The 22,102-nt window shown below is 32.3% G+C and carries 15 protein-coding genes and 3 tRNA genes; 11 read left to right on the top strand and 7 right to left on the bottom strand.

Annotation, left to right across the window (positions count from 1 at the left end):
- Window positions 1-52 precede the first annotated feature (52 nt).
- The 5 genes from BMZ09_RS15540 to BMZ09_RS15520 all read left to right on the top strand — a co-directional run bounded on the left by BMZ09_RS15540 (window position 53) and on the right by BMZ09_RS15520 (window position 3,278).
- The gene (locus BMZ09_RS15540) at window positions 53-2,095 is read left to right on the top strand and encodes an HD family phosphohydrolase (RefSeq protein WP_090842339.1); all 2,043 of its coding nucleotides are present in this window, start codon (window positions 53-55) and stop codon (window positions 2,093-2,095) included.
- 90 nt (window positions 2,096-2,185) lie between these two features.
- Window positions 2,186-2,274: transfer RNA gene (locus BMZ09_RS15535), tRNA-Ser, on the top strand.
- A 46-nt stretch (window positions 2,275-2,320) separates the two neighbouring features.
- A tRNA-Pro gene (locus BMZ09_RS15530) sits at window positions 2,321-2,395 on the top strand.
- A gap of 29 nt (window positions 2,396-2,424) precedes the next feature.
- Window positions 2,425-2,498: transfer RNA gene (locus BMZ09_RS15525), tRNA-Arg, on the top strand.
- 357 nt (window positions 2,499-2,855) lie between these two features.
- A complete protein-coding gene (locus BMZ09_RS15520; RefSeq protein ID WP_090842337.1) occupies window positions 2,856-3,278 on the top strand; it encodes a hypothetical protein in 423 nt (140 codons plus the stop codon).
- On the opposite strand, the gene BMZ09_RS15515 is transcribed toward BMZ09_RS15520, so the two are convergent.
- From BMZ09_RS15515 to tsaD, 7 genes are all read right to left on the bottom strand, one after another.
- On the bottom strand, window positions 3,275-4,465 hold the full coding sequence (locus BMZ09_RS15515; RefSeq protein ID WP_090842335.1) for a THUMP-like domain-containing protein: 1,191 nt from the start codon (window positions 4,463-4,465) through the stop codon (window positions 3,275-3,277). The genes BMZ09_RS15520 and BMZ09_RS15515 overlap by 4 nt on opposite strands.
- Window positions 4,458-5,552 carry an AI-2E family transporter gene (locus BMZ09_RS15510; protein ID WP_090842333.1) on the bottom strand — a complete coding sequence of 365 codons (1,095 nt, stop codon included), beginning with the start codon at window positions 5,550-5,552 and terminating at the stop codon, window positions 4,458-4,460. The genes BMZ09_RS15515 and BMZ09_RS15510 overlap by 8 nt, the downstream gene beginning before the upstream one ends.
- A gap of 24 nt (window positions 5,553-5,576) precedes the next feature.
- Window positions 5,577-6,083, bottom strand: a complete 507-nt coding sequence (locus tag BMZ09_RS15505) for a TrmH family RNA methyltransferase (protein ID WP_090842331.1) — start codon at window positions 6,081-6,083, stop codon at window positions 5,577-5,579.
- Window positions 6,084-6,122: 39 nt separating this feature from the next.
- On the bottom strand, window positions 6,123-6,764 hold the full coding sequence (locus BMZ09_RS15500) for a DUF4159 domain-containing protein (RefSeq protein WP_090842328.1): 642 nt from the start codon (window positions 6,762-6,764) through the stop codon (window positions 6,123-6,125).
- Between the two features lie 103 nt (window positions 6,765-6,867).
- Entirely contained in the window at window positions 6,868-7,572 is a 705-nt protein-coding gene (locus BMZ09_RS15495; RefSeq protein WP_090842326.1) for a 16S rRNA (uracil(1498)-N(3))-methyltransferase, read from the bottom strand.
- The gene (locus tag BMZ09_RS15490; RefSeq protein ID WP_090842324.1) at window positions 7,573-8,205 is read right to left on the bottom strand and encodes a peptidylprolyl isomerase; all 633 of its coding nucleotides are present in this window, start codon (window positions 8,203-8,205) and stop codon (window positions 7,573-7,575) included.
- A gap of 95 nt (window positions 8,206-8,300) precedes the next feature.
- Complete coding sequence (gene tsaD, locus BMZ09_RS15485) at window positions 8,301-9,323, bottom strand: tRNA (adenosine(37)-N6)-threonylcarbamoyltransferase complex transferase subunit TsaD (protein ID WP_090842322.1); 1,023 nt, start codon at window positions 9,321-9,323, stop codon at window positions 8,301-8,303.
- A gap of 194 nt (window positions 9,324-9,517) precedes the next feature.
- On the opposite strand from tsaD, the gene BMZ09_RS15480 reads away from it, so the two are divergent.
- The 6 genes from BMZ09_RS15480 to BMZ09_RS15455 all read left to right on the top strand — a co-directional run.
- Window positions 9,518-13,894, top strand: a complete 4,377-nt coding sequence (locus BMZ09_RS15480; protein WP_245741158.1) for a translocation/assembly module TamB domain-containing protein — start codon at window positions 9,518-9,520, stop codon at window positions 13,892-13,894.
- A gap of 158 nt (window positions 13,895-14,052) precedes the next feature.
- Window positions 14,053-15,039 carry a 6-phosphofructokinase gene (gene pfkA, locus BMZ09_RS15475; RefSeq protein ID WP_090842320.1) on the top strand — a complete coding sequence of 329 codons (987 nt, stop codon included), beginning with the start codon at window positions 14,053-14,055 and terminating at the stop codon, window positions 15,037-15,039.
- A 31-nt stretch (window positions 15,040-15,070) separates the two neighbouring features.
- Window positions 15,071-16,072 carry a type I glyceraldehyde-3-phosphate dehydrogenase gene (gene gap / locus BMZ09_RS15470; RefSeq protein WP_090842318.1) on the top strand — a complete coding sequence of 334 codons (1,002 nt, stop codon included), beginning with the start codon at window positions 15,071-15,073 and terminating at the stop codon, window positions 16,070-16,072.
- A gap of 94 nt (window positions 16,073-16,166) precedes the next feature.
- The gene (locus BMZ09_RS15465; protein ID WP_090842316.1) at window positions 16,167-17,030 is read left to right on the top strand and encodes an N-acetylglucosamine kinase; all 864 of its coding nucleotides are present in this window, start codon (window positions 16,167-16,169) and stop codon (window positions 17,028-17,030) included.
- Window positions 17,031-17,396, top strand: a complete 366-nt coding sequence (locus tag BMZ09_RS15460; RefSeq protein ID WP_090842314.1) for a methylglyoxal synthase — start codon at window positions 17,031-17,033, stop codon at window positions 17,394-17,396.
- A 270-nt stretch (window positions 17,397-17,666) separates the two neighbouring features.
- Window positions 17,667-22,102 (top strand): choice-of-anchor L domain-containing protein (locus BMZ09_RS15455; RefSeq protein ID WP_090842312.1); only part of this gene is annotated, 4,436 nt, incomplete at its 3' end.

The following is a 22,102-nucleotide window of genomic DNA, read 5'->3' as shown; positions in this document are numbered from 1 at the left end:
GGTTAATTGTAGTATTATAAATTGTTACATTTGAAAAACACGAGTTTTAAGCATGAAAGATCATATTAACGCGATTTATAAAAATCATTCGCAATTTTATAAAATATTACTATTTGTAGTTACTACTATTTTAATAGTCTTTATTTTTCCTAAAAGTGGACGGTTTAAATATAATTTTGAGAAAGGTAAGCCTTGGCAAACAGAAAATCTGTACGCTCCTTTTAATTTTGCCATTCAAAAATCTAATGTTGAAGTTTTAAACGAAAATGCGATTATTACTTCTCAAACTAGTCGTTTTTTTAACAAGAAAGCAGATTTAGCAGCAGAAGTTAGTGATAGTTTTGAAGAGAACTTTGGCAAAGTATTTAATGATACACTACGGGATTATAAAAAGATAAAATCTAAAGGGTTTTCTATTTTAAAGGACTTTTATAAATATGGTATTTTAAGTCAAGATTTAGATTTAAATGATCAAGATAAAGTTGTTATTTTAGTAGATAATGTTGAGAAAAAAATAACCACATATTCTAATTTACAAAAATTAGGTGCTATAAAAACTACGATTGATAAAGAGTTAAAAGGAAGTTCTTTAGAAACGTATTCTAATAGATTAACCGCTTTGTTTTTTGATGTTATAAAATCAGATTTAACTTACAATCGCGCTTTAACAGATAATGTGTTAAAAGAATCTTTAAGTAAGGTTTCTAAGAATAGAGGTGTAGTGGATAAAGGGACTTTAATAATCTCTAAAGGAGAAGTTGTTAATGACGAAAAGTATCAAGTACTAACATCTTTATCTAAAGAATACGAATCTCAAGTGTGGAGTAAATCAAGTTATAATTGGATAATTTTTGCTTATACTTTATTAGTAGCTTTGGCGCTATTAATGTTGTTACTTTTTATACGAAAGTATAGGTTAGATGTTTATAAAAATAACACAAAAGTAACCTTCATCTTTTTTAATGTTTTTATAATGGTATTATTAACGACTTTGATTGTTAACTACAATTCAGAGTATGTTTATTTGGTTCCAATAGCGATATTACCTTTAGTTTTAAAAGCCTTTTTTGATGCACGTCTTGGGTTATTTACTCACGTTATTACCGTATTATTGTTAGGATCTATAGTGCCTAATAGTTATGAGTATATGTTTCTTCAGATCATAGCGGGTATTGTTACCATCCTAACGGTATCAGAGCTATATAAAAGAGCAAATCTATTTATTTCCGTGGGTCAGATTACTTTGGTGTATATCATCGCTTATTTCGCCTTTTTTGTAATTCATGAAGCTAGTATAGATAATTTGAAATGGGAAACCTTTGGATTATTTGTATTATGTGGATTAGCCACGCTATTTGTACAACCCTTAATCTACGTTTACGAGAAGTTATTTGGATTAGTGTCCGATGTGTCTTTATTAGAATTGTCTGATACTAATTCTAAACTATTAAAAGAGTTGTCTAATAAAGCACCAGGAACGTTTCATCACTCTTTAAATGTTGCTAATTTAGCTGAAGCTTCTGCTAACGAAATTAATGCGAATGCGATGCTAGTTAGAGTAGGGGCATTGTATCATGATATTGGTAAGATGAAGTCTCCGACGTATTTTACCGAAAATCAATCTTCAGGAATTAATAGTCATGATGAATTATCGCCAAAAGAAAGCGCTAAAATAATTATAAATCATGTTTTGGATGGTATTGAAATAGCAAAGAAAAATAATTTACCAGATCGTGTTATTGATTTTATTAGAACGCACCATGGTACAAGTCAGGTCTATTATTTTTATATGAAGGAGAAAGCCAATCATGAAGACGTAGATATTAATGACTTTACATATCCAGGTCCAAAACCTTTTAGTAAAGAAACTGCAATATTAATGATGTGTGATAGTGTAGAGGCAGCTTCTAAAAGTTTGAAGGAGCCAACCTCTAGTAAAATTGATAATTTTGTCGAAAATATCATAAATAAACAGAAAGATGACGGTCAATTTTTAAATGCGGACATAACTTTTAAAGAAATTGAATCAATTAAAAAAGTGCTAAAGCGCAAGCTTGCAAATATTTACCATTTGAGAATTGAATATCCTGAATAAAATTCAAAAAAAACTTGAAAAAAGGTTGTGATATTTAATAAAGTATTCTAAATTTGCACCCGCAATTACTTGCAAGTTCATTACAATAACGGAGAGGTGCCTGAGTGGCCGAAAGGAACGGTTTGCTAAATCGTCGTAGGTGTTAAAACTTACCCAGGGTTCGAATCCCTGTCTCTCCGCAATTTTTTTATCAAAATTGTATTTTGATTTAAGATAACCGTTTTTCGGGGTGTAGCGTAGCCCGGTTATCGCGCCACGTTTGGGACGTGGAGGCCGCAGGTTCGAATCCTGCCACCCCGACACTGTTTTCGTAGAAACAATAAAACTACGGGCTCTTAGCTCAGCTGGATAGAGCACCTCCCTTCTAAGGAGGCGGTCTCAGGTTCGAATCCTGAAGGGCTCACTCAAAGCTTCACTAGAAATAGTGAGGCTTTTTTGTTTTCTATGGTTTTCTTAACTAATAGTCTTTAATTAGTTATAGTTCTGATCTATTTTAGTTTTATTACTATTTTGTTCTAGTTATGGTCCAAATTTTTAATGCAATTAGTTTCTTGAGTAATTAAATATTTACGCTTTACTTATTTTTTATTGCCTTTATATTTTGACTAACGGTTTAGTTTTTAACACTATATCGATTTATTTTGTTTTTCATCGATTCAGCTATTTTTTTAAGTGTAAAAATTTTTTATCCTCTTTTAAATGGTACTTTTGCAGCCCCAAATTCAGCATATTTATTTGCTGGTTTAAACTTGAAAAAATAATGAAATATCTATTAAAATTATCAGTTGCAATTTGTTTATTATTAACTGTATCTAGTTGTACTGTAGAGTCTTTGGATGATGCAGTAAGTAAAAGTGCAGTAAGTCAAAATGTAGCCGAAGCAAATCAATCTTGCAATAATCAAGATCCAAAAACAAAACTAATAAACAACGGAACTGTCGCTTTTACTTTTCAAATCATAGATTCTGATAGTAATATGATTGAATTTGTAGATGTAGCTGCAGGTGCAAGTACTTCTTGGATTAGTTTTACAGAAGGAGATACTATTTTTAATTTGGACAGCAATGTTATTGGTGTTTCTGATGATAAAATAGCTATAAATATTAATAACTGCTCAGAAATTGAAATTGTTGTTAATGCTCAAAATAAAATTGACACACCTATAGTAAATAGTCTAAACTAAAGTTTAGAACAAAGAATAGTGATTTTTGAATTGTCTAAATTGGTGGTAAAAAACAAATAGTTTTTACCACCATCTTTTATTTTAAGCTTTTCTCTTATTTTGGCTACTGACTCAGGAAAGTTACGAGTCGTTATATTAGCTTGTTTTAATCCTATTTTTTTATTGAATTCCTTTTTGTTGTAATTAATACTAGTTTCAATTTTAAATATTCTTCCTGGAAATTTAATTAATGTATCACTAGTGTATAAATGCGCGTGTTTGTGCAACTTAAAAAGTTTCAACTGACTTGCGACACTATTAAACGCTCCGGACTTTAAAATGGCTGCATTAGGTTCGTATAAATAGGTTAGAGGCTGGCTGTAGTCAGGATCTTCTTTATTTTCATCACCTAATAAAAAAGAAAACTCTTGTTCTTCGTTATTTTTAAGATTTACTGTATTAATTGTTATTGCGCCCTCAAAACCTTCTTCTAACACCCACAATAGTTCTTTTACTTCATTATTGACAGCAACACAATGTATTGATTTTACATTTTGAAGTTCGTTTATACCAGAAGTTAAATCCAAAAGAGGAGAGGTTTTAATTAAAATATTTTTGGCCTTTGTAAATAGAAAATTTAAATGCTCAGGTATATTTGGTAAACAGTCTTTTAATAAAAACACTTTTCCTTTTATATCATTTCTTCTAGAGGGGTCAACATATATCCAATCTAATTTGGTGGTTATGTTTTGTAAAACCTCTATTCCGTTTTGGGGATAAAAGCTGCTATTTTTAATTTTTAAGATAGAAGCATTATAAGCGACTATTTCAGATAGCGTTTTGTTTATATCACAATGCACGACAGATTGTATCATTTTAGCAAAATACAAACTGTCTACCCCAAATCCTCCAGTTAAGTCTATTAAAGCTTTTCCTGAAACTAGATTAGCTTTATACTTTGCTGTAATCTCTGAGGAGGTTTGCTCTATATTTAATTTTGTTGGATAGTAAATGTTTGGCGTGTTAAACCAAGTAGGCAGCTTTTTTTGACATCTTTTTTTTGCTTCTATTTGTGTAAAGATATCTTGTTTTAAATGCTCAGAAAAGGGAATACCTTTTAGCGCCAATTTAGATATGTCAGAGTTTATGTTAGCGTTTATAAAATCTTGTATGTCGCTATCAAGAATGGCCTTATTAAACTTAATCATCTAAACCTTTAGTTAATTTGTCAACCACTCTGTATTCTGATAAAAACTCTTTAGAAATCACTTTAAGTACTGTGTACATTGGAATAGCGACTATCATACCGACAATACCAAATAATAATCCAGCGATAATAATAACTAAAAATATTTCTAACGGATGAGATTTTACACTTTTTGAAAATATAAAAGGTTGGCTAACAAAATTATCTACTAATTGTGCTATTAAAAACCCAACCATTACGTAAATGGTCTTTGGAAGTATAACATCGCTAAAACTTTCTCCTAAATTGCTAGACATACTTAAAAGTATTAGTAAAAAGGCGCTAATAATAGGACCAACGTATGGAATTATATTTAATAGAGCACAAAGTGTTGCTATAATTACTGCATTTTGTATTCCAAAGATTAAAAGAACAATTGAGTAAATTGTGAACAGTATTAACAACTGTAGTAGTAATCCTCCAAAATATCGTGTTAGTAAATCGCGTATTGTAACAAATGACTCTCTTAACCTTTTTTCATGTTTTTTAGGCAATATAGTAATCAATCCTGTACTCATTAGTTTACTATCTTTTAGGAAGAAAAAGGATATAAATAGTATTGAAAACAGACCAATACTAAAGCTTCCAAAACCGGCAATTAGATAGTTTAAAAATTCTGGTATTATACCAAAATTAATACTTGACATAAATTTAGAGTCTTTTATGGACTCTTCAACTGTAGAAGAACTTAATCCAAAATGACTAATAACTTCTTTATATAAGTTTTCAATATTGGTTTGTAATAAATCAATATCTAATAAAGCTAAGTTTTGACCTTGTTCTATAATTAAGGGTATAAAAAGACTAATTATACCAAAGATTAATGCAAGAAAAATAACCATGGTAGAAACCACAGCTAAAGTATCCGAGAATTTTAGTTTGCTTTTTAAGAACACCACTAACGGACGCCCTAATAAAGCAACGATACCAGCAATTACTAAATAAACTATTACAGATTGTATTTTATATAAAAACCATAAAAGTATAACAACACCAACTAATGTTGCTGCAGCCCTTAAAATTCCGTTTGATATTGTTCTTGATGTCATACTGTAAATATAAAATATTGAATTTTATTTTTGTGCTAACTGTTTAGTAATTTCATATAAACAAATACTTGTTGCTTGGACTACATTCATGCTACTATTTTGCCCAAACATATCTATATGTACAACGGTATCAGTTAGTTTTAAAATGGCTTCAGAAACCCCAAAATTCTCATCACCAATAATTAATGCGATAGGTTGTTTTGAGTTAAATTGGCACTGACTTATGGTTTTACTGTCCGAAGTTATTTCTAAAGCTACAATTTTATAACCTTCTTTTTTTAAATTGCTTACGGTTTCAAGTGCTGAGTCTTCAACTTGATAATTAACTACTTTTTCTGTCGCACGAGAAGTTTTAGTCATTTTTCGTCCTAACGGAATATCTGCACCACAAAAAATTAGTTTTTCTATTCCAAAAGCATCACAAGCTCTAAATAGACTACCAATATTTGGCGCGTTTGTAACGTTTTCGCAAATAACAGTTACAGGAAATTGATGTTGTTTAAATTTTGAAGTATAATGCGTTAGTTGCATGGATTGGCAATTGTTTTAATAAGTTAATTTCCGAAAGATTTAATTTTCGAAAGCATATTTTACAATATTAGCTCCCATTTTTAAAGCTTTTAGACGGATGGCGTCATCGTCGTTGTGTACTTCTTGATCTTCCCATCCATCACCTAAATCGCTTTCAAAAGTAAAAAGAACAACTAACCTAGTTTTATAATACAAACCAAACGCCTGCGGGCGTTTACCATCGTGTTCATGAATTTTAGGCAAGCCCTCTTTAAAAGTGAAAGCTGTACTAAAAATAGGATGTGTGCTTGGTAATTCTTCTAAGTCTTGATTCGGAAATATTTTTTTTAGTTCTTTGACGATATATGGCTGCATACCGTAATTATCATCGATATGCAAAAAACCACCAGATTGCAAATAGTTACGTAAGTTGTCTACATCGTCTTCTTCAAACAGCACATTTCCATGGCCTGTCATATGTAACAATGGAAATCTAAATATATCAATACTATTTGCTTCAACGGTTTCTGGTTTTTCGTTGATTTGTGTGTCAATGTTTTCGTTGCAAAACTTGATAAGATTAGGAATAGCTGTAGGATTACTGTACCAATCTCCGCCACCTTTATATTTGAGTATCGCTAAGTCTTGAGAGAAACTATTGAAAGTAGATAGAAAAAGAAATAATGTTAGAATGTTTTTCATTTATAAATATTCAGTTTCAATTTTATTTACTAAAGATAATACTTCTGTTTCTATTTTATGATTGTCAAAAATCTAAACAATGTAAGTTGTATTTGTATTGTTGCTATTCATTTATAAAAGCAACACTATGACAAGCTACTATAGCAGCAGTTTCCGTGCGTAATCTTGTTTGTCCTAAAGTTACTGGAGTAAAATTATTTTTAATAGCTAATTCTATTTCTTTTATAGAGAAGTCACCTTCTGGTCCAATTAAAATGGTGATTTCGTTTTTAGGTAATACCTGAGATTTTAATGACTTTTTGTCTGTTTCTTCACAATGCGCAATAAATGTATCTCCAGAAAATTCTTGATTACAAAAGTCTTTAAAATGTAATGGGTCATTTAAAATAGGGTAGTAGCAACTTAGAGATTGCTTCATTGCAGATTGGATAATCTTATTAAACCGCTCTAATTTCACGACTTTCCTTTCGCTATGATCGCAGATAATTGGCGTTATGCTTGTAATTCCAATTTCGGTAGCTTTTTCAAGAAACCACTCGTAACGATCATTCATTTTTGTTGGTGCTACTGCTAAATGCAATTTGTAATGTTGTGGTTGTTGCAAGGTGGTTTCTAAAATAGTAACAACACAGTTTTTTTGATCAGCAATAGTAATTTCAGCTTCAAACAGATACCCTTTACCATTGGTAATATTTAGGGTGTCTCCCGTTTGTTTTCTTAAGACTTTAACAATGTGCCTGCTTTCGTCTTTAGGAAAAGAAAATTGGGTTGTATCGGGCTGTATGTCTGGATTGTAAAATAGTTGCATTTAATCTTTTGCTATTACTTTAAGTACTTTAATTTCTTTGATTTTCTTAATGCGTTCCGTTTTTAAGATCACATAAAAACCATTAGGTTCAGGTATTCTTACAGTATAAATTTCTCCTAATTTGTGATCCAAATTAAACGCTTCATTTTCTACTTCAATTGGCATGCTTCCTTCTTTTAACCATCCAGAATCTCCACCACGTTTAGCGTTTCTGTCCATCGAGTAACGTTTAGCTAAATCGTCAAATCTAACACCATCTTCGTAAGATTTTAAAATATTGTTTTTGTATTCTACAATTTTGGAAGCTTCTATTTTATTTCCATCAAAGTAGATATAACTAAGCCTGTAGTGTCTGTCATCTGTCCTATCAACCACTTTATAATGTGTGACGTTAAATTCTGTCTTTACAACTTCTGTACTTCCAACGCTTGTGCTTAAAAGCTTTGTTGCTAGCTTAGTCTTATGCTTTTCTTCATTAAAGATTAATATTTTATTTTTTCTAGATTTTTTTGTTTCTAAAAATTTTTCAGCTTGTGCAACCGTTGTAATGGTGTCCAATTCTTTTTTTAAAGCTCTTTGAGCAAAAGTAGAGACCGACAATAGACAGATAGTAAGGTAAAGTAAAAATTTCATTGGGTAGTGTATGTGTTTTAATTTCAGCAAAAAAACAAAAATAAATAGTTTTAGTTGTGATTGTTAACAGTAGTTTTAGGTTTTAGATATTGTGTTTATATTTTTAATCTAGAATTTGCCATTACATTTTGTTCGGCAAAATCACCATCTAAAAATTTAAGATAACCTACAATTGCTATCATTGCTGCATTATCTGTTGTAAATTCAAATTTAGGAACATAGGTTGTCCATCCGTGTTTTGCTTCACCATCTTTTAAAGCTTGTCTTATGCCAGAATTTGCCGACACACCACCACCAATAGCTATATGAGAGATACTGGTTTGTTTAACTGCTAACTTAAGTTTATCCGTTAAAATACCAATAATTGTATATTGTATGGAGGCGCAAATATCATTTAAGTTTTCTTCTATAAAATTAGGATTTAACTTGACTTGCTTCTGGATAAAATATAAAACAGCCGTTTTAAAACCTGAAAAGCTAAAGTTTAAACCATCTACTCTTGGTTTTGTAAATTTAAAAGCCTTTGGATTACCTAATTTTGCTAATTTATCAATTTTAGGACCCGCAGGATAACCTAAGCCTAATGTTTTTCCGCTTTTATCAAACGCTTCTCCAACAGCATCATCAATTGTTTCTCCAATAACCTCCATATCAAAATAGTGGTTCACCTTTACAATTTGAGTATGTCCGCCAGAAATGGTCATTGCTAAAAAAGGAAAAGACGGTTTGTTAAATCCATCTTCGTCAATAAAATGAGCTAAAATATGTGCTTGCATATGGTTAACATCAATTAATGGGATGTTTAATCCAAATGCCAACGATTTGGCAAAAGATGTACCCACTAATAAACTCCCCATTAATCCTGGTCCTTTAGTAAAAGCTACAGCACTAAGTTGAGATTTAGTTATTCCTGCTTTTTTTAAAGCTTGATCTACAACAGGTACGATGTTTTGTTGGTGCGCTCTAGAGGCTAATTCAGGTACAACACCACCGTATTCTTCATGTATTTTTTGGCTTGCAACAACGTTACTTAATATCTTTCCATTATATATAATAGAGGCAGCAGTATCGTCACAAGAGCTTTCAATTCCGAGGATATAAATATTTTGTGTAGTCATTAGGTATTTTTAGGCATAATAATTGTTAATTTTGGTGTAATGATTAACAACTAAATTACTTTTGTTTACTTAAAAGCAAAAGTAAGATATTATATATAATTTTTAAGCTTAAAAACAGTATCAAAAAATTTCTTAAAATAGTCGGTAAATTAATAGCAATCTTGCTATTGTTGTTCATCATTTTGGTGTTGGTCATGTTTATTCCTGCTGTTCAAACTAAAGCTGGTAAATACGCTACGGATTGGCTTAATGATTCTTATAAAACCAATATAAATATTCAAAAAATCGGATTGCAATTTAATGGAGATGTCCAGATTAAAGGTATTTTAATTAGAGATTTTAAAAAGGATACATTAATTAGTGCGACAGAATTAAATACATCAATTGTTAGTTTTAAAAATCTATATAACAGTAAATTAAATTTTGGTGATATTGATTTAGAGGATTTGGTATTTAATATTGTGACTTATAAAGACGAAAGCCAAACCAATTTAGATGTGTTTGTGGATCGATTTGAAGATGATAACCCAAGACCGGAAAAAAGTAATTTTTTATTGACATCAAGTGATGTTAATATTACCAACGGGACTTTTAATTTAATTGATCAAAATAAAGAAACGCCACAGATTATTCAATTTAATACTATCAATTTAAACGGAACCAATTTTGTTATTGACGGTAGTAATGTAAGGACTAGAATAAATACCATGCAGTTTGTTGACAGTCGTGGAATACAATTAAAAAATTTATCTTCTGATTTTAGTTATACACTGTCAGAAATGCGTTTTGATAATTTAAATTTAAAAACACCAGAATCTTTTATAAAAGGAGAACTAGCCTTTAATTATAATAGATCAGATTTTAAAGAGTTTGAGGATAAAGTAAAAGTCTCTGCTAATTTTACAGAGGGTAGTGTTTTATTAGATGAATTAAATGTGTTTTATAATGAATTTGGTAAAAATCAACGTGCCAATTTTTCAACAAAACTATCAGGAACATTAAATAATCTAACAACAGAAAATTTAAGATTAGATACAAGCCGAAACACTAAGATATACGGGACAATAAACTTTAAAAATCTATTTAATAGTGAAGATAATAATTTTGCCATGCAAGGTAATTTTACCAATTTATCTTCTAATTACAAAGACTTAAAAGATTTGTTACCTAATGTTTTAGGAGAATCAATTCCGTCTTTATTTGATAAGTTAGGTAATTTTACTGCAGTTGGTACTTCTAATATTACACCAAATAAGATTAGAGCAGATTTAGAGATTAGCACAACATTAGGCTATGTTAATTCTAATCTTGAGATGTCTGATATTAGCAATATAGATTATGCATCGTATAAAGGAAATATAATTTTAGACGAGTTTGATTTAGGACAATTATTAGAAGATCCTAAAATTGGGACTACCTCATTAAACGTAGATGTTGATGGTGTAGGTTTTAAAAAAGAAAACTTAAAAACGCAATTAAAAGGGGATGTTTATAACATTAATTACAACAATTATAATTACCAGAATATTGTAGTTAATGGACAGTATAAGCAAAGTAAATTTAATGGAAAGTTGGTGTCTAGGGATAAAAACTTAAAATTAGAATTTGATGGTTTAGCAGATTTATCTCAAGAGGTAAAGTCGTTTGATTTTGTTGCCAGAGTAGATTACGCCAATTTGAAAGCACTTAATTTTTATAACCGAGATGAGCAATCAGAGTTTACTGGTATTGTAGACATGAAAATGAATGCAAATACTATTGATGATGCTGTGGGTAATATTTCATTTAAAAACACAGTGTATAAAAATGAGAACGATACATACACGTTTAAAGATTTTGCTATTAGTTCTGAGTTTTCTGATAATGAAAGGCTAATAAAAGTAAACTCTCCAGAAATTGTAGAAGGGCAATTAAACGGGAATTTTAAATTTAAAGATTTAGAGTTACTCTTTGAAAATTCTATAAAAAGCGTGTACGCTAATTATGTTCCAAATACTATAGAAGGGAATCAATACATTGATTTTAATTTTAAGATATATAACAAAATTGTTGAAGTCTTTTTTCCTGAAGTAGAGGTAGGCGCCAATACCTTTATTAAAGGGCGTGTAGAGAGTAATGAAAAAGCGTTTAAACTAACCTTTAAATCACCAAAAATTAAGTTATTAGATTACTTTGCAGACACCATAGAGTTGCAAGTGGATAACAATAACCCACTATTTAATACTTATGTAGAAGTGGATAGTGTTTATACAAAACACTACAACATTTCTAAGTTTAATTTAATTAATGTGACGCTTAACGACACACTGTTTATGCGTTCAGAATTTAAAGGAGGTAAACGTAATGACGATGCTTATAATTTAAGTTTTTATCACACTATAAATAAAGATAATTTATCTGTTGTTGGTTTTAAAAAGAGTGATGTCACTTTTAAAGGCAACAAATGGTATGTTAATGAAGATAAAAACAAGTTAAATAAAGTGATTTTTGATCGTGATTTTAAAAATTTCAAGATTGAAGAGTTGATGATGAATCATGAAAATGAGCAAATCAAATTAGCAGGAGTTTTAAGAGATTCTACCTATAAAGATTTAAAGCTGAATTTTAAAAATGTTGATTTAAATAAGATTGTTCCAGAGGTTACTAAATTGTCCTTAGCGGGAAATATTAACGGAGATTTAGATATCCTTCAAGAAAACGGAAACTACATTCCTAATGCCTTAGTTACAATTGATGATTTAGAAGTTAATGAAACCTTTTTAGGTTCTTTTGATGCAAAAATAAAAGGAAACTCAACGTTGTCTAATTACAAAGTAGATGCAAAAATAAAGGATGATATTTCTAATTCGTTTACTGCAAAAGGAGACATAAGTGTTAAAGGAGATGATGCTTTTATTGATGTTAATTTAGATTTTAATAAATTCGATTTACAAATATTAAATCCATTTTTAGAAGGCGTCTTGGATAAGATTAGAGGAGATGTTTATGGAGGTGTTAAGGTCGTTGGTAATTTAAACAAACCAAGCTTTAATGGTGCATTTAAAATTGATAATGGAGGCTTAGGAGTGCCTTATTTAAATGTGGACTATGCTTTCCAAGAACAAGCTTCGGTAACATTAAAAGACCAATCGTTTTACTTTAATAAAATTAATATTACAGATATAAAAGAGGATACTAAAGGTCTTTTAGATGGTAGTATTAGTCATACTAATTTTTCTAAATGGAAACTTGATTTAGAAGTGCTAACATCAAGACTGTTAGTTTTAGACACAAAAGAAAGCGAAGACTCTTTATATTATGGTACAGGATTTATAGGTGGTAGTGCCTCTATTACGGGTCCAGCCGAAGGATTAAGTATTAATGTTATTGCCCAAACTAAAAAAGGAACGGTTTTTAAAATACCTTTAAATGACAACGAGTCTTTTGGTGATAACTCAATAATTCATTTTATAACAGCAGAAGAAAAAGCAGCAAGACAAAAAGGAATTGTATTAGAGAATACTTTAGATACAGGGTTGGATTTAAATTTTGATTTAGATGTTACGGAAGATGCTGAGATCGAAATTTTAATTGATAAAACCTCAGGAAGTACAATAAAAGGACGCGGAGTTGGAGGTTTGTTAATTGAGATAAACACCAATGATAAGTTTAATATGTATGGTGATTTTGTAGTATATGAAGGGGTTTATAACTTTTTGTATGGAGGTGTAATAGAAAAGAAATTTACAGTAGAACCATATGTTAGTAACATACAATGGAATGGTCCTCCTTTAGATGCAATTATAAATATTAATGCGAAATATGAGACGCGTGCAAACCCATCTCCTTTATTAGATAATCCTATAAGTAGGAGTATTCCTGTCGAGTTAATTATAGAGTTATCAGATAAGCTAGAACGTCCGGATATAGATTATGTCTTTACGTTTCCAACAACAGAATCAAGTATAAAATCTGAGTTAAACTATAGATTAGACTCAAAAGAAGAAAGAGATAGCCAAGCTTTATATTTAATTTTGACTGGTGGATTTAGTAGTGGTATTAATGATCTTAATTTTTCAGGAACATTAACCGAAAGATTAAATGGCCTGGTTAATAGTTTATTGTCTAGTGGAGATGGTAAATTTAACGTTGGACTAAACTTTGAAGCTGGTCAAAACAATCCAGATTATCAAACGGATAATCGAGTAGGGGTGACATTGCAAACCAAAATTTCTGATCGTGTTTTAATTAACGGTAAAGTTGGGGTACCGGTTGGAGGATTGGGAGACTCAGTAATTGCTGGAGATTTACAAATAGATTTTTTATTAAATGAAGATGGGACGTTAACCGCTAAAGTATTTAATAGAGAAAATAGTATTAGAAACTTTGGGGAAGAGATTGGATATACCCAAGGTGTAGGATTATCTTACAGCGTTTCTTTTGATACGTTTGGAGAATTACTTCGTAAAGTTTTTAGTCCTAAAAAAGAGGAGGAAAATTTAGAACCTCAAAAAGAAGACCAAAATCCCAAACCAGAGACAGATTCGAACTCGCCATTTCCAGACGATATGACTTTCAAAAAAGAAGAATAATCTCTACCAAAAGTCTTCTTTTATTCAATTTAACACGCTGTATTTTATTAAGTTATTAACGATAACGTTATAGTTTTAAGGTTATCGTTAAATTTTAGCAAAAGCAATGTATTATCTAATATATCTTTATTAGTTTTACTTTATTAAGTAAAAAATACATGTCAAAAACCATAAAAAAAATAGCAGTTATGACTTCTGGAGGAGATTCTCCAGGGATGAATGCTGCAATACGTTCTGTAGCCAGAACATGTGCCTATTATAATATAGAATGTGCCGGAATATATCGTGGATACGAAGGTATGATTGAAGGTGACTTTAAGGAGTTAACTGCACGTAATGTAAAAGGTCTTATTAATAAAGGTGGTACTGTTTTAAAGTCTGCTAGATCAAAAGAGTTTCGTACTAAAGAAGGGCGCCAAAAAGCATATGATGCTTTAGTCGCTGCCAATGTGGACGCTTTAGTTGTTGTAGGAGGAGACGGAACTTTTACCGGAGCATTAATTTTTAATCAAGAATTTGGTTTCCCAGTAATGGGTATTCCAGGAACTATTGATAATGATATTTTTGGAACCTCACATACATTAGGTTACGACACCGCTTTAAATACGGTTGTAGAAGTTATTGATAAAATTAGAGATACTGCCAGTTCTCACAACAGATTGTTTTTTGTAGAAGTTATGGGCCGAGATGCGGGACATATTGCTTTAAACGTAGGTGTTGGTGCTGGAGCAGAAGAGATTTTAATCCCTGAAGAAGATTTAGGTTTAGAACGTTTATTAGAGTCGTTAAGACGAAGTAAATTATCTGGAAAATCATCAAGTATTGTTGTCGTAGCAGAAGGCGATAAAATTGGTAAAAACGTTTTCGAACTTAAAGATTACGTTGAAGAAAATATGACAGAGTACGAAGTACGTGTATCTGTATTAGGACACATGCAACGTGGTGGTTCTCCATCTTGTTTTGACCGTGTGTTAGCAAGTAGAATGGGTGTAAAAGCTGTAGAGAGCTTATTAGAAGGTAAATCTAATTATATGGTTGGTCTATTAAGTGATACAATACAATTAACACCTTTAGAGCAAGCTGTAAAAGGAAAATCAAAAATTAACGAAGAATTGATACGTGTGTCAGATATCATGACCACATAATATAAATTGAATACAAATAAATAAAAATCATATGTCAACATTAAAATTAGGAATTAACGGATTTGGTAGAATTGGTCGTATCGTGTTTAGAGCGACAGTAAAACGTAGCGATGTAGAAGTAGTTGCAATTAACGATTTGTTAGATGTAGACCACTTAGCTTACTTATTACAATACGATTCTGTACACGGAAGATTTGATGGTACAATCGAAGTAAAAGACGGAAACCTTGTAGTTGACGGTAAAACAATTCGTGTAACAGCAGAAAGAGACCCAAAAAGTTTAAAATGGGATGAAGCAGGAGCTACTGTAGTTGCAGAATGTACTGGTATTTTTACAACTTTAGAAACAGCAAACTACCATATTGAAGGTGGTGCTAAAAAAGTAGTAATCTCTGCACCAAGTAAAGATGCACCAATGTTTGTAATGGGTGTAAATGATGATAAATTAACTGCTGCAGATACCATAGTTTCTAATGCATCTTGTACTACTAACTGTTTAGCGCCTTTAGCTAAAGTTATAGAAGATAACTTCGGAATTGAAGAAGCTTTAATGACTACTATCCACGCAGCGACGTCTACACAATTTACTGTAGATGCACCGTCACGTAAAAACTACCGTTTAGGACGTAGTGCAATAAATAATATTATACCAACATCTACAGGTGCTGCAAAAGCAGTAGGAAAAGTAATTCCAGAATTAGATGGTAAATTAACAGGTATGGCTTTTAGAGTGCCAACGGTTGATGTATCTGTTGTAGATTTAACGGTAAGAACTAAAAAAGAAACGTCTTTAGCTGAAATTAAAGCTGCTATGAAAAAAGCATCGCAAGGTGCAATGAAAGGTGTTTTAGGATATACTGAAGATGCAGTTGTATCTCAAGATTTTGTTGGAGAAGTACAAACTAGTGTTTTTGATGCAGATTCTGCTATCGAGTTAAATTCTAAGTTTTTCAAGTTAGTATCTTGGTATGATAATGAGTTTGGATATTCAAACAAATTAGTAGACTTAGCTCAAAAAGTTAACGCACTATAATACGTTTAATTTTATATAATTTAAGCACAGTAAATAGATGTAATTTATCTTTTTACTGTGCTTTTTTTTTATCTTACCATAAATATTTAAAAATATGATTTTAGTTGTTGATAGTGGTTCTACAAAATGCGATTGGATTGCAGTAGATAAAGACGGAAACCAATTATTTGAAAAAATACGTACCAAAGGTTTAAATCCTGCGATACTATCTGAAAAGAAAATTAAAAAAATCTTAAAAAAGAGTACGCCATTAAAGGATAATAAAGACAAGGTCACACACGTGTTTTTCTATGGTGCTGGTTGTGGGACAGAAAATCCACGATTAATGCTAAAGGTTGTTTTACAAGAATTTTTTCCAAAAGCAACTATTTTAGTAGACGAAGACACTATGGCTGCTGTATACGCTACCATTAATACACCAACTGAAGCAGCAGTAGTTTGCATCTTAGGGACTGGATCTAATTGTAGTTATTACGATGGTACTATTTTACATCAACGTGTAAAATCTTTAGGGTACACTATTATGGATGACGCTTCAGGTAATTATTATGGTAAGGAGTTATTACGTGACTACTATTTTAATCATATGCCAGAGCAAATCAGAATTGCTTTTGCAGATAAGTATAACCTAGAAGCAGATTATATAAAGTATAATTTATACAAACAACCTAATCCTAATGCTTACTTAGCGCAGTTTGCAGAGTTTATGATATTAAATAAGGATTCAGAATATATAGTTGAACTAATCAAATCAGGAATCAGACGTTTTGCAAAAAATATGATTTTACAGTACCAAGAAGAGCTTAAAACGGTACCAGTACATTTTGCGGGTTCAATTGCGTTTTTCTGTCAAGATGAAATCAAAGCAGTTGCTAAAGAGTTAGGTTTTAAAGTTGGAAATTTTGAAAGGCGTCCAATAGAAGGTTTAGTTGCATTTCATACTAAAACAATAAAATAAATGGAAATAGCTATAATTGCACACGATGGTAAGAAAGCAGAGATGGTTCAGTTTTTAAACGAACATCAGGCTATTTTTCATCAAAAAGAAATTACTTTAATATCAACAGGTACTACAGGTAAAAAAGTAAAAAAAGCAGGCTTTGAAGTATTACGCATGTTATCAGGGCCAATGGGAGGAGATGCGCAAATAGCAGCTAGAGTAGCAGAAGGTAAATGTAGTATGGTAATATTTTTTAGAGACCCTCTAGAAAAACATCCACACGAGCCGGATGTCTTAATGTTAATGCGTCTTTGCGATGTACACGATGTACCATTAGCTACCAATTTAGCTAGCGCAGAGTTGTTTATGAAAGCTTTAAAGTAAATAGAAATATAAGTAGATAAATACTATCTAGTTTAAAAAAACAAGACCTATATATAACATATTAGGTCTTGTTTTTTTTATACCTTTTTTGATCGCATACGTATAATTATGTATGCGTTTTTAGGATAAACAATTGTAAATCAAAAGCTTTATAATTAATTTAAAAAATCAATTATTTTGTATTTGTACTATTTTATTTGTTAAAAAATGTTAATTTTTATTTAGAAGAACATTAATTAAGTGGTAATTTTGTCCCAATTAATTAATTTTATGAGAAACCTAATAATCCTCACAGCTTTTGCTTTATCAGGTTATTTTAATTTAAACGTTACATCGGATACTCCTGATGCAGTTATAAATATAAATTATTCAACAGTTGCTGTTGCCGATACTGAGGTTCTTAATCCGTTATATACTTTACCCACTAAAACTAGATTTAACCCTAATTGTAATATAGAACAAGGGATAGCTATACTGCCTAAAACAGGAGTCTGTTTTATAGAGGATGTTGTTTTTGAAAGTTATAATGCACTGCAAGAAGACTTTTATAAAAATGATGTTATTTTACAAATGGCTAGTTTACAAAGTCAATATAAGGCTGGAACGTTTATTGATATTGATCAAACAACATATACACCGGAACAATTAATTACGGATATTTTAGTTAATAATCCTTGTGCTACAATATCAAATGTAATTTCTAGTACCGGTAGTGATTTTGGAACAGGATTTGGATTTGATAACGGGATTGCTTATTTCAGTGCAGATCCTGGTGCTTTCCCTTTTGAATCTGGAATTGTCTTAAGCACGGGAGATGCTACTGTATTACCCGGACCTCATTTTTCAGGAGATGAGAGTACTGGTTTTTGGTCAGGAGATGCCGAGTTAGAAGCATTAATTCCTGGTATGACTGGACAATCACGAGATGCAACTTCAATCCAATTCGATTTTACACCAACACGAAATACCTTAAATTTTGATTTTCTATTTGCTTCTGAAGAATATGGCGAAGAGCAGTGCGATTTTGGAGATGCTTTTGCTTTTATATTAACAGATTTAGATAATCCTGGTCCACCAGTAAATTTAGCTGTAGTACCTGGAACAACAGATGTTGTTTCCGTATTGACGGTTAGAGATATGGCTAACAATGCATTATGTGCTTCTGAAAATCCAATATATTTTGATGCTTATTACGCTGTTGGTCCTGCAGGTTTTAATAATCCTCTTAGACTTAGAGGGCATACACAATCTATGACTGCTTTTTCTCCAGTAACGCCTGGTACTAATTACAGAATAAAATTAGTTATAGCGGATTATGAAGATCATGCTTTGAACTCAGCAGTTTTTCTTGGTCAGAACTCATTTAATGCAGCGGGAGGTTCTTTAGGTGATGATATTACTATTGCAAATGGTACAGCGCAATGTGAAGGCACTACGGTAACACTAACATCTAGCTTACCAACAGCTGGTCATATTTGGTATTTTAATGGTGCGGAAATTATTGGAGAAACTGGTGCTACATTAGATGTGACCTTAGATGGAACTTATAGTGCTGATATTACAATATCGCCAACGTGTACAAGTACCGATGAAGTTTTGGTTGAGTTTATACCGGCTCCAACCGCAGATGTAAAAACCAATGAGCAATCTTGTACATCTTATACATTAGAAGCGTTATCAACTAATAATAATTATTATACCGCAACAGGGGGACCAAATGGAACGGGGACTATAGTTACAGCAGGAACAGATATCATTGTAACAACAACGTTGTACGTTTACACGGAAACAGGAACAGCGCCTAATATTTGTTCTGACGAAACTAGTTTTACAGTTACAATAGATGCAGCACCAGTAGCCGATTCACCTATGGATGTAGAAGCTTGTGACACGTATACTTTACCAGTTTTGACTGCTAATAATACTTATCACACAGCATCAGGAGGCGCTTCTACAACGGAGTTGCCTGTTGGCGAAATAATTACAAGTACAACAACATTATTCGTTTATAAATCAATTGGCACAGCTCCAAATATTTGTACTGACGAAAGTAGTTTCCTTATTACTATCGAAGACTCACCAACATTAACACTAACCAATACAACTTGTAGTACTGATTTATTAACCTATAATGTTTCATTTACAGTATCTTCTACAAGTGCACTAATTACAACAACAGCAGGAACTGTAGGTTCTGGTAACATTACGGATATTCCTGTTGGAACAGATATTACAATTACTGCAACAAACCCATCAAATTCAAGTTGCACTGCGGATTTAGACGTAACAGCACCAAATTGTTCTTGTCCTATTATAGACGCGCCAATAACACCAAATAACCCAAGTGTTTGTGCAGGAGTCACTACGCCAACATTAACTGTTACTCTGCCTGGATTACCTTCGGTAGGCGATCAAGTAAATTGGTACGATGCGTCATCAGGCGGAACACTTTTGCAATCAAATAGTCTTAGCTATTTACCAACAGGACCTTTTACAGCAGGTACAACCTATACTTATTATGCAGAAGCAGAAGAGAGTATAAGCGGTTGTGTTAGTAGCAGAATTGCTGTAACCTTAACTTGGTCTGATACCGTAGTAGCAGATTCACCTATGGATGTAGAAGCTTGTGACACGTATACTTTACCAGCTTTGACTGCTAATAATACTTATCACACAGCAACCGGAGGAGCTTCAGGTACGGAAGTTTCTGCAGGAACAGATATTACGACAACAACGACACTATATATTTATAAATCAATTGGAACAGCGCCAAATAATTGTACAGACGAGGATAGTTTTGTAGTAACCATTAATACATCTCCGACAGCAGATGTTATTAGTGACGTGCAATCTTGCGGTGCTTATACATTACCAACACTAAGTGCTAATAATGACTATTATTCAGCAACAGGAGGACCAAATGGAACGGGGAATTTAATTGCTTCGGGAACAGATATTACAGCAACAAGTACGTTGTACATTTACACTCAAACAGGAACAGCGCCTAATATTTGTTCTGACGAAAGTAGTTTTACAGTTACAATAGATGCAGCGCCAGTATCGGATTCACCTATGGATGTAGAAGCTTGTGACACGTATACTTTACCAGCTTTGACTGCTAATAATACTTATCACACAGCAACCGGAGGAGCTTCAGGTACGGAGGTTTCTGCAGGAACAGATATTACGACAACAACGACACTATATATTTATAAATCAATTGGAACAGCGCCAAATAATTGTACTGACGAAAGTAGTTTTGTAATAACTATTAATGCATCTCCGACAGCAGATGTTATTTCTGATGAGCAATCTTGTTCTTCGTATACATTACCAACATTAAGTGCTAATAATGACTATTATTCAGCAACAGGAGGACCAAATGGAACGGGGAATTTAATTGCTTCGGGAACAGATATTACAGCAACAAGTACGTTGTACATTTACACTGAAACAGGAACAGCGCCTAATATTTGTTTTGATGAAACCAGTTTTGTAATTACTATCGATTCGGCACCAGTAGCGGATTCACCTATGGATGTAGAAGCTTGTGACACGTATACTTTACCAGCTTTGACTGCTAATAATACTTATCACACAGCAACCGGAGGGTCTCCAACAACGGAGATTTCAGCAGGGACAGATATTACGACGACAACGACACTATTCGTTTATAAATCAATTGGAACAGCGCCAAATAATTGTACAGACGAAAGTAGTTTTGTGGTAACTATTAATACATCTCCGACAGCAGATGTTATTGGTGACGTGCAATCTTGCGGTGCTTATACATTACCAACATTAAATGCTAATAATAACTATTACTCAGCAACAGGGGGACCAAATGGAACGGGGACTATAGTTACAGCAGGAACTGATATTACAGGAACAAGTACGTTGTACGTTTACACGGAAACAGGAACAACTCCAAACACTTGTTTTGACGAAAGTAGTTTTACAGTTACAATAGATGCCGCACCAGTAGCGGATTCACCTATGGATGTAGAAGCTTGTGACACGTATACTTTACCAGCTTTGACTGCTAATAATACATATCACACAGCAACCGGGGGCGCTTCTGCAACAGAGTTGCCTGTTGGCGAAATAATTACAAGTACAACAACATTATTCGTTTATAAATCAATTGGAACAGCGCCAAATAATTGTACTGACGAAAGTAGTTTTGTCATAACTATTAATACATCTCCGACAGCAGATGTTATTAGTGACGTGCAATCTTGCGGTGCTTATACATTACCAACATTAAATGCTAATAATAACTATTATTCAGCAACAGGAGGACCAAATGGAACAGGGACTTTAATTGCTTCGGGAACAGATATCACAGCAACAACTACGTTATACGTTTACACTGAAACAGGAACAGCGCCTAATATTTGTTCTGACGAAACTAGTTTTATAATTACTATTGATGGAACGGTAGTAGCGGATTCACCTATGGATGTAGAAGCTTGTGACACGTATACTTTACCAGCTTTGACTGCTAATAATACATATCACACAGCAACAGGAGGCGCTTCTACAACGGAGTTACCTGTTGGCGAAATAATTACAAGTACAACAACATTATTCGTTTATAAATCAATTGGCACAGCTCCAAATAATTGTACTGACGAAAGTAGTTTTGTCATAACTATTAATACATCTCCGACAGCAGATGTTATTAGTGACGTGCAATCTTGCGG

The sequence above is a fragment of the Olleya namhaensis genome, from assembly GCF_900114005.1.
GTDB lineage: Bacteria > Bacteroidota > Bacteroidia > Flavobacteriales > Flavobacteriaceae > Olleya > Olleya namhaensis.
The sequence above is the reverse complement of the archived record's forward strand: the minus strand, read 5'-3'. Positions and strand labels throughout refer to the sequence as shown.

Coding starts and splice junctions, on each gene's coding strand:
- BMZ09_RS15540 (WP_090842339.1), top strand. CDS start 53: ATGAAAGATCATATTAACGCGATTTATAAAAATCATTCGCAATTTTAT.
- BMZ09_RS15520 (WP_090842337.1), top strand. CDS start 2,856: ATGAAATATCTATTAAAATTATCAGTTGCAATTTGTTTATTATTAACT.
- BMZ09_RS15515 (WP_090842335.1), bottom strand. CDS start 4,465: ATGATTAAGTTTAATAAGGCCATTCTTGATAGCGACATACAAGATTTT.
- BMZ09_RS15510 (WP_090842333.1), bottom strand. CDS start 5,552: ATGACATCAAGAACAATATCAAACGGAATTTTAAGGGCTGCAGCAACA.
- BMZ09_RS15505 (WP_090842331.1), bottom strand. CDS start 6,083: ATGCAACTAACGCATTATACTTCAAAATTTAAACAACATCAATTTCCT.
- BMZ09_RS15500 (WP_090842328.1), bottom strand. CDS start 6,764: ATGAAAAACATTCTAACATTATTTCTTTTTCTATCTACTTTCAATAGT.
- BMZ09_RS15495 (WP_090842326.1), bottom strand. CDS start 7,572: ATGCAACTATTTTACAATCCAGACATACAGCCCGATACAACCCAATTT.
- BMZ09_RS15490 (WP_090842324.1), bottom strand. CDS start 8,205: ATGAAATTTTTACTTTACCTTACTATCTGTCTATTGTCGGTCTCTACT.
- tsaD (WP_090842322.1), bottom strand. CDS start 9,323: ATGACTACACAAAATATTTATATCCTCGGAATTGAAAGCTCTTGTGAC.
- BMZ09_RS15480 (WP_245741158.1), top strand. CDS start 9,518: ATGTTTATTCCTGCTGTTCAAACTAAAGCTGGTAAATACGCTACGGAT.
- pfkA (WP_090842320.1), top strand. CDS start 14,053: ATGTCAAAAACCATAAAAAAAATAGCAGTTATGACTTCTGGAGGAGAT.
- gap (WP_090842318.1), top strand. CDS start 15,071: ATGTCAACATTAAAATTAGGAATTAACGGATTTGGTAGAATTGGTCGT.
- BMZ09_RS15465 (WP_090842316.1), top strand. CDS start 16,167: ATGATTTTAGTTGTTGATAGTGGTTCTACAAAATGCGATTGGATTGCA.
- BMZ09_RS15460 (WP_090842314.1), top strand. CDS start 17,031: ATGGAAATAGCTATAATTGCACACGATGGTAAGAAAGCAGAGATGGTT.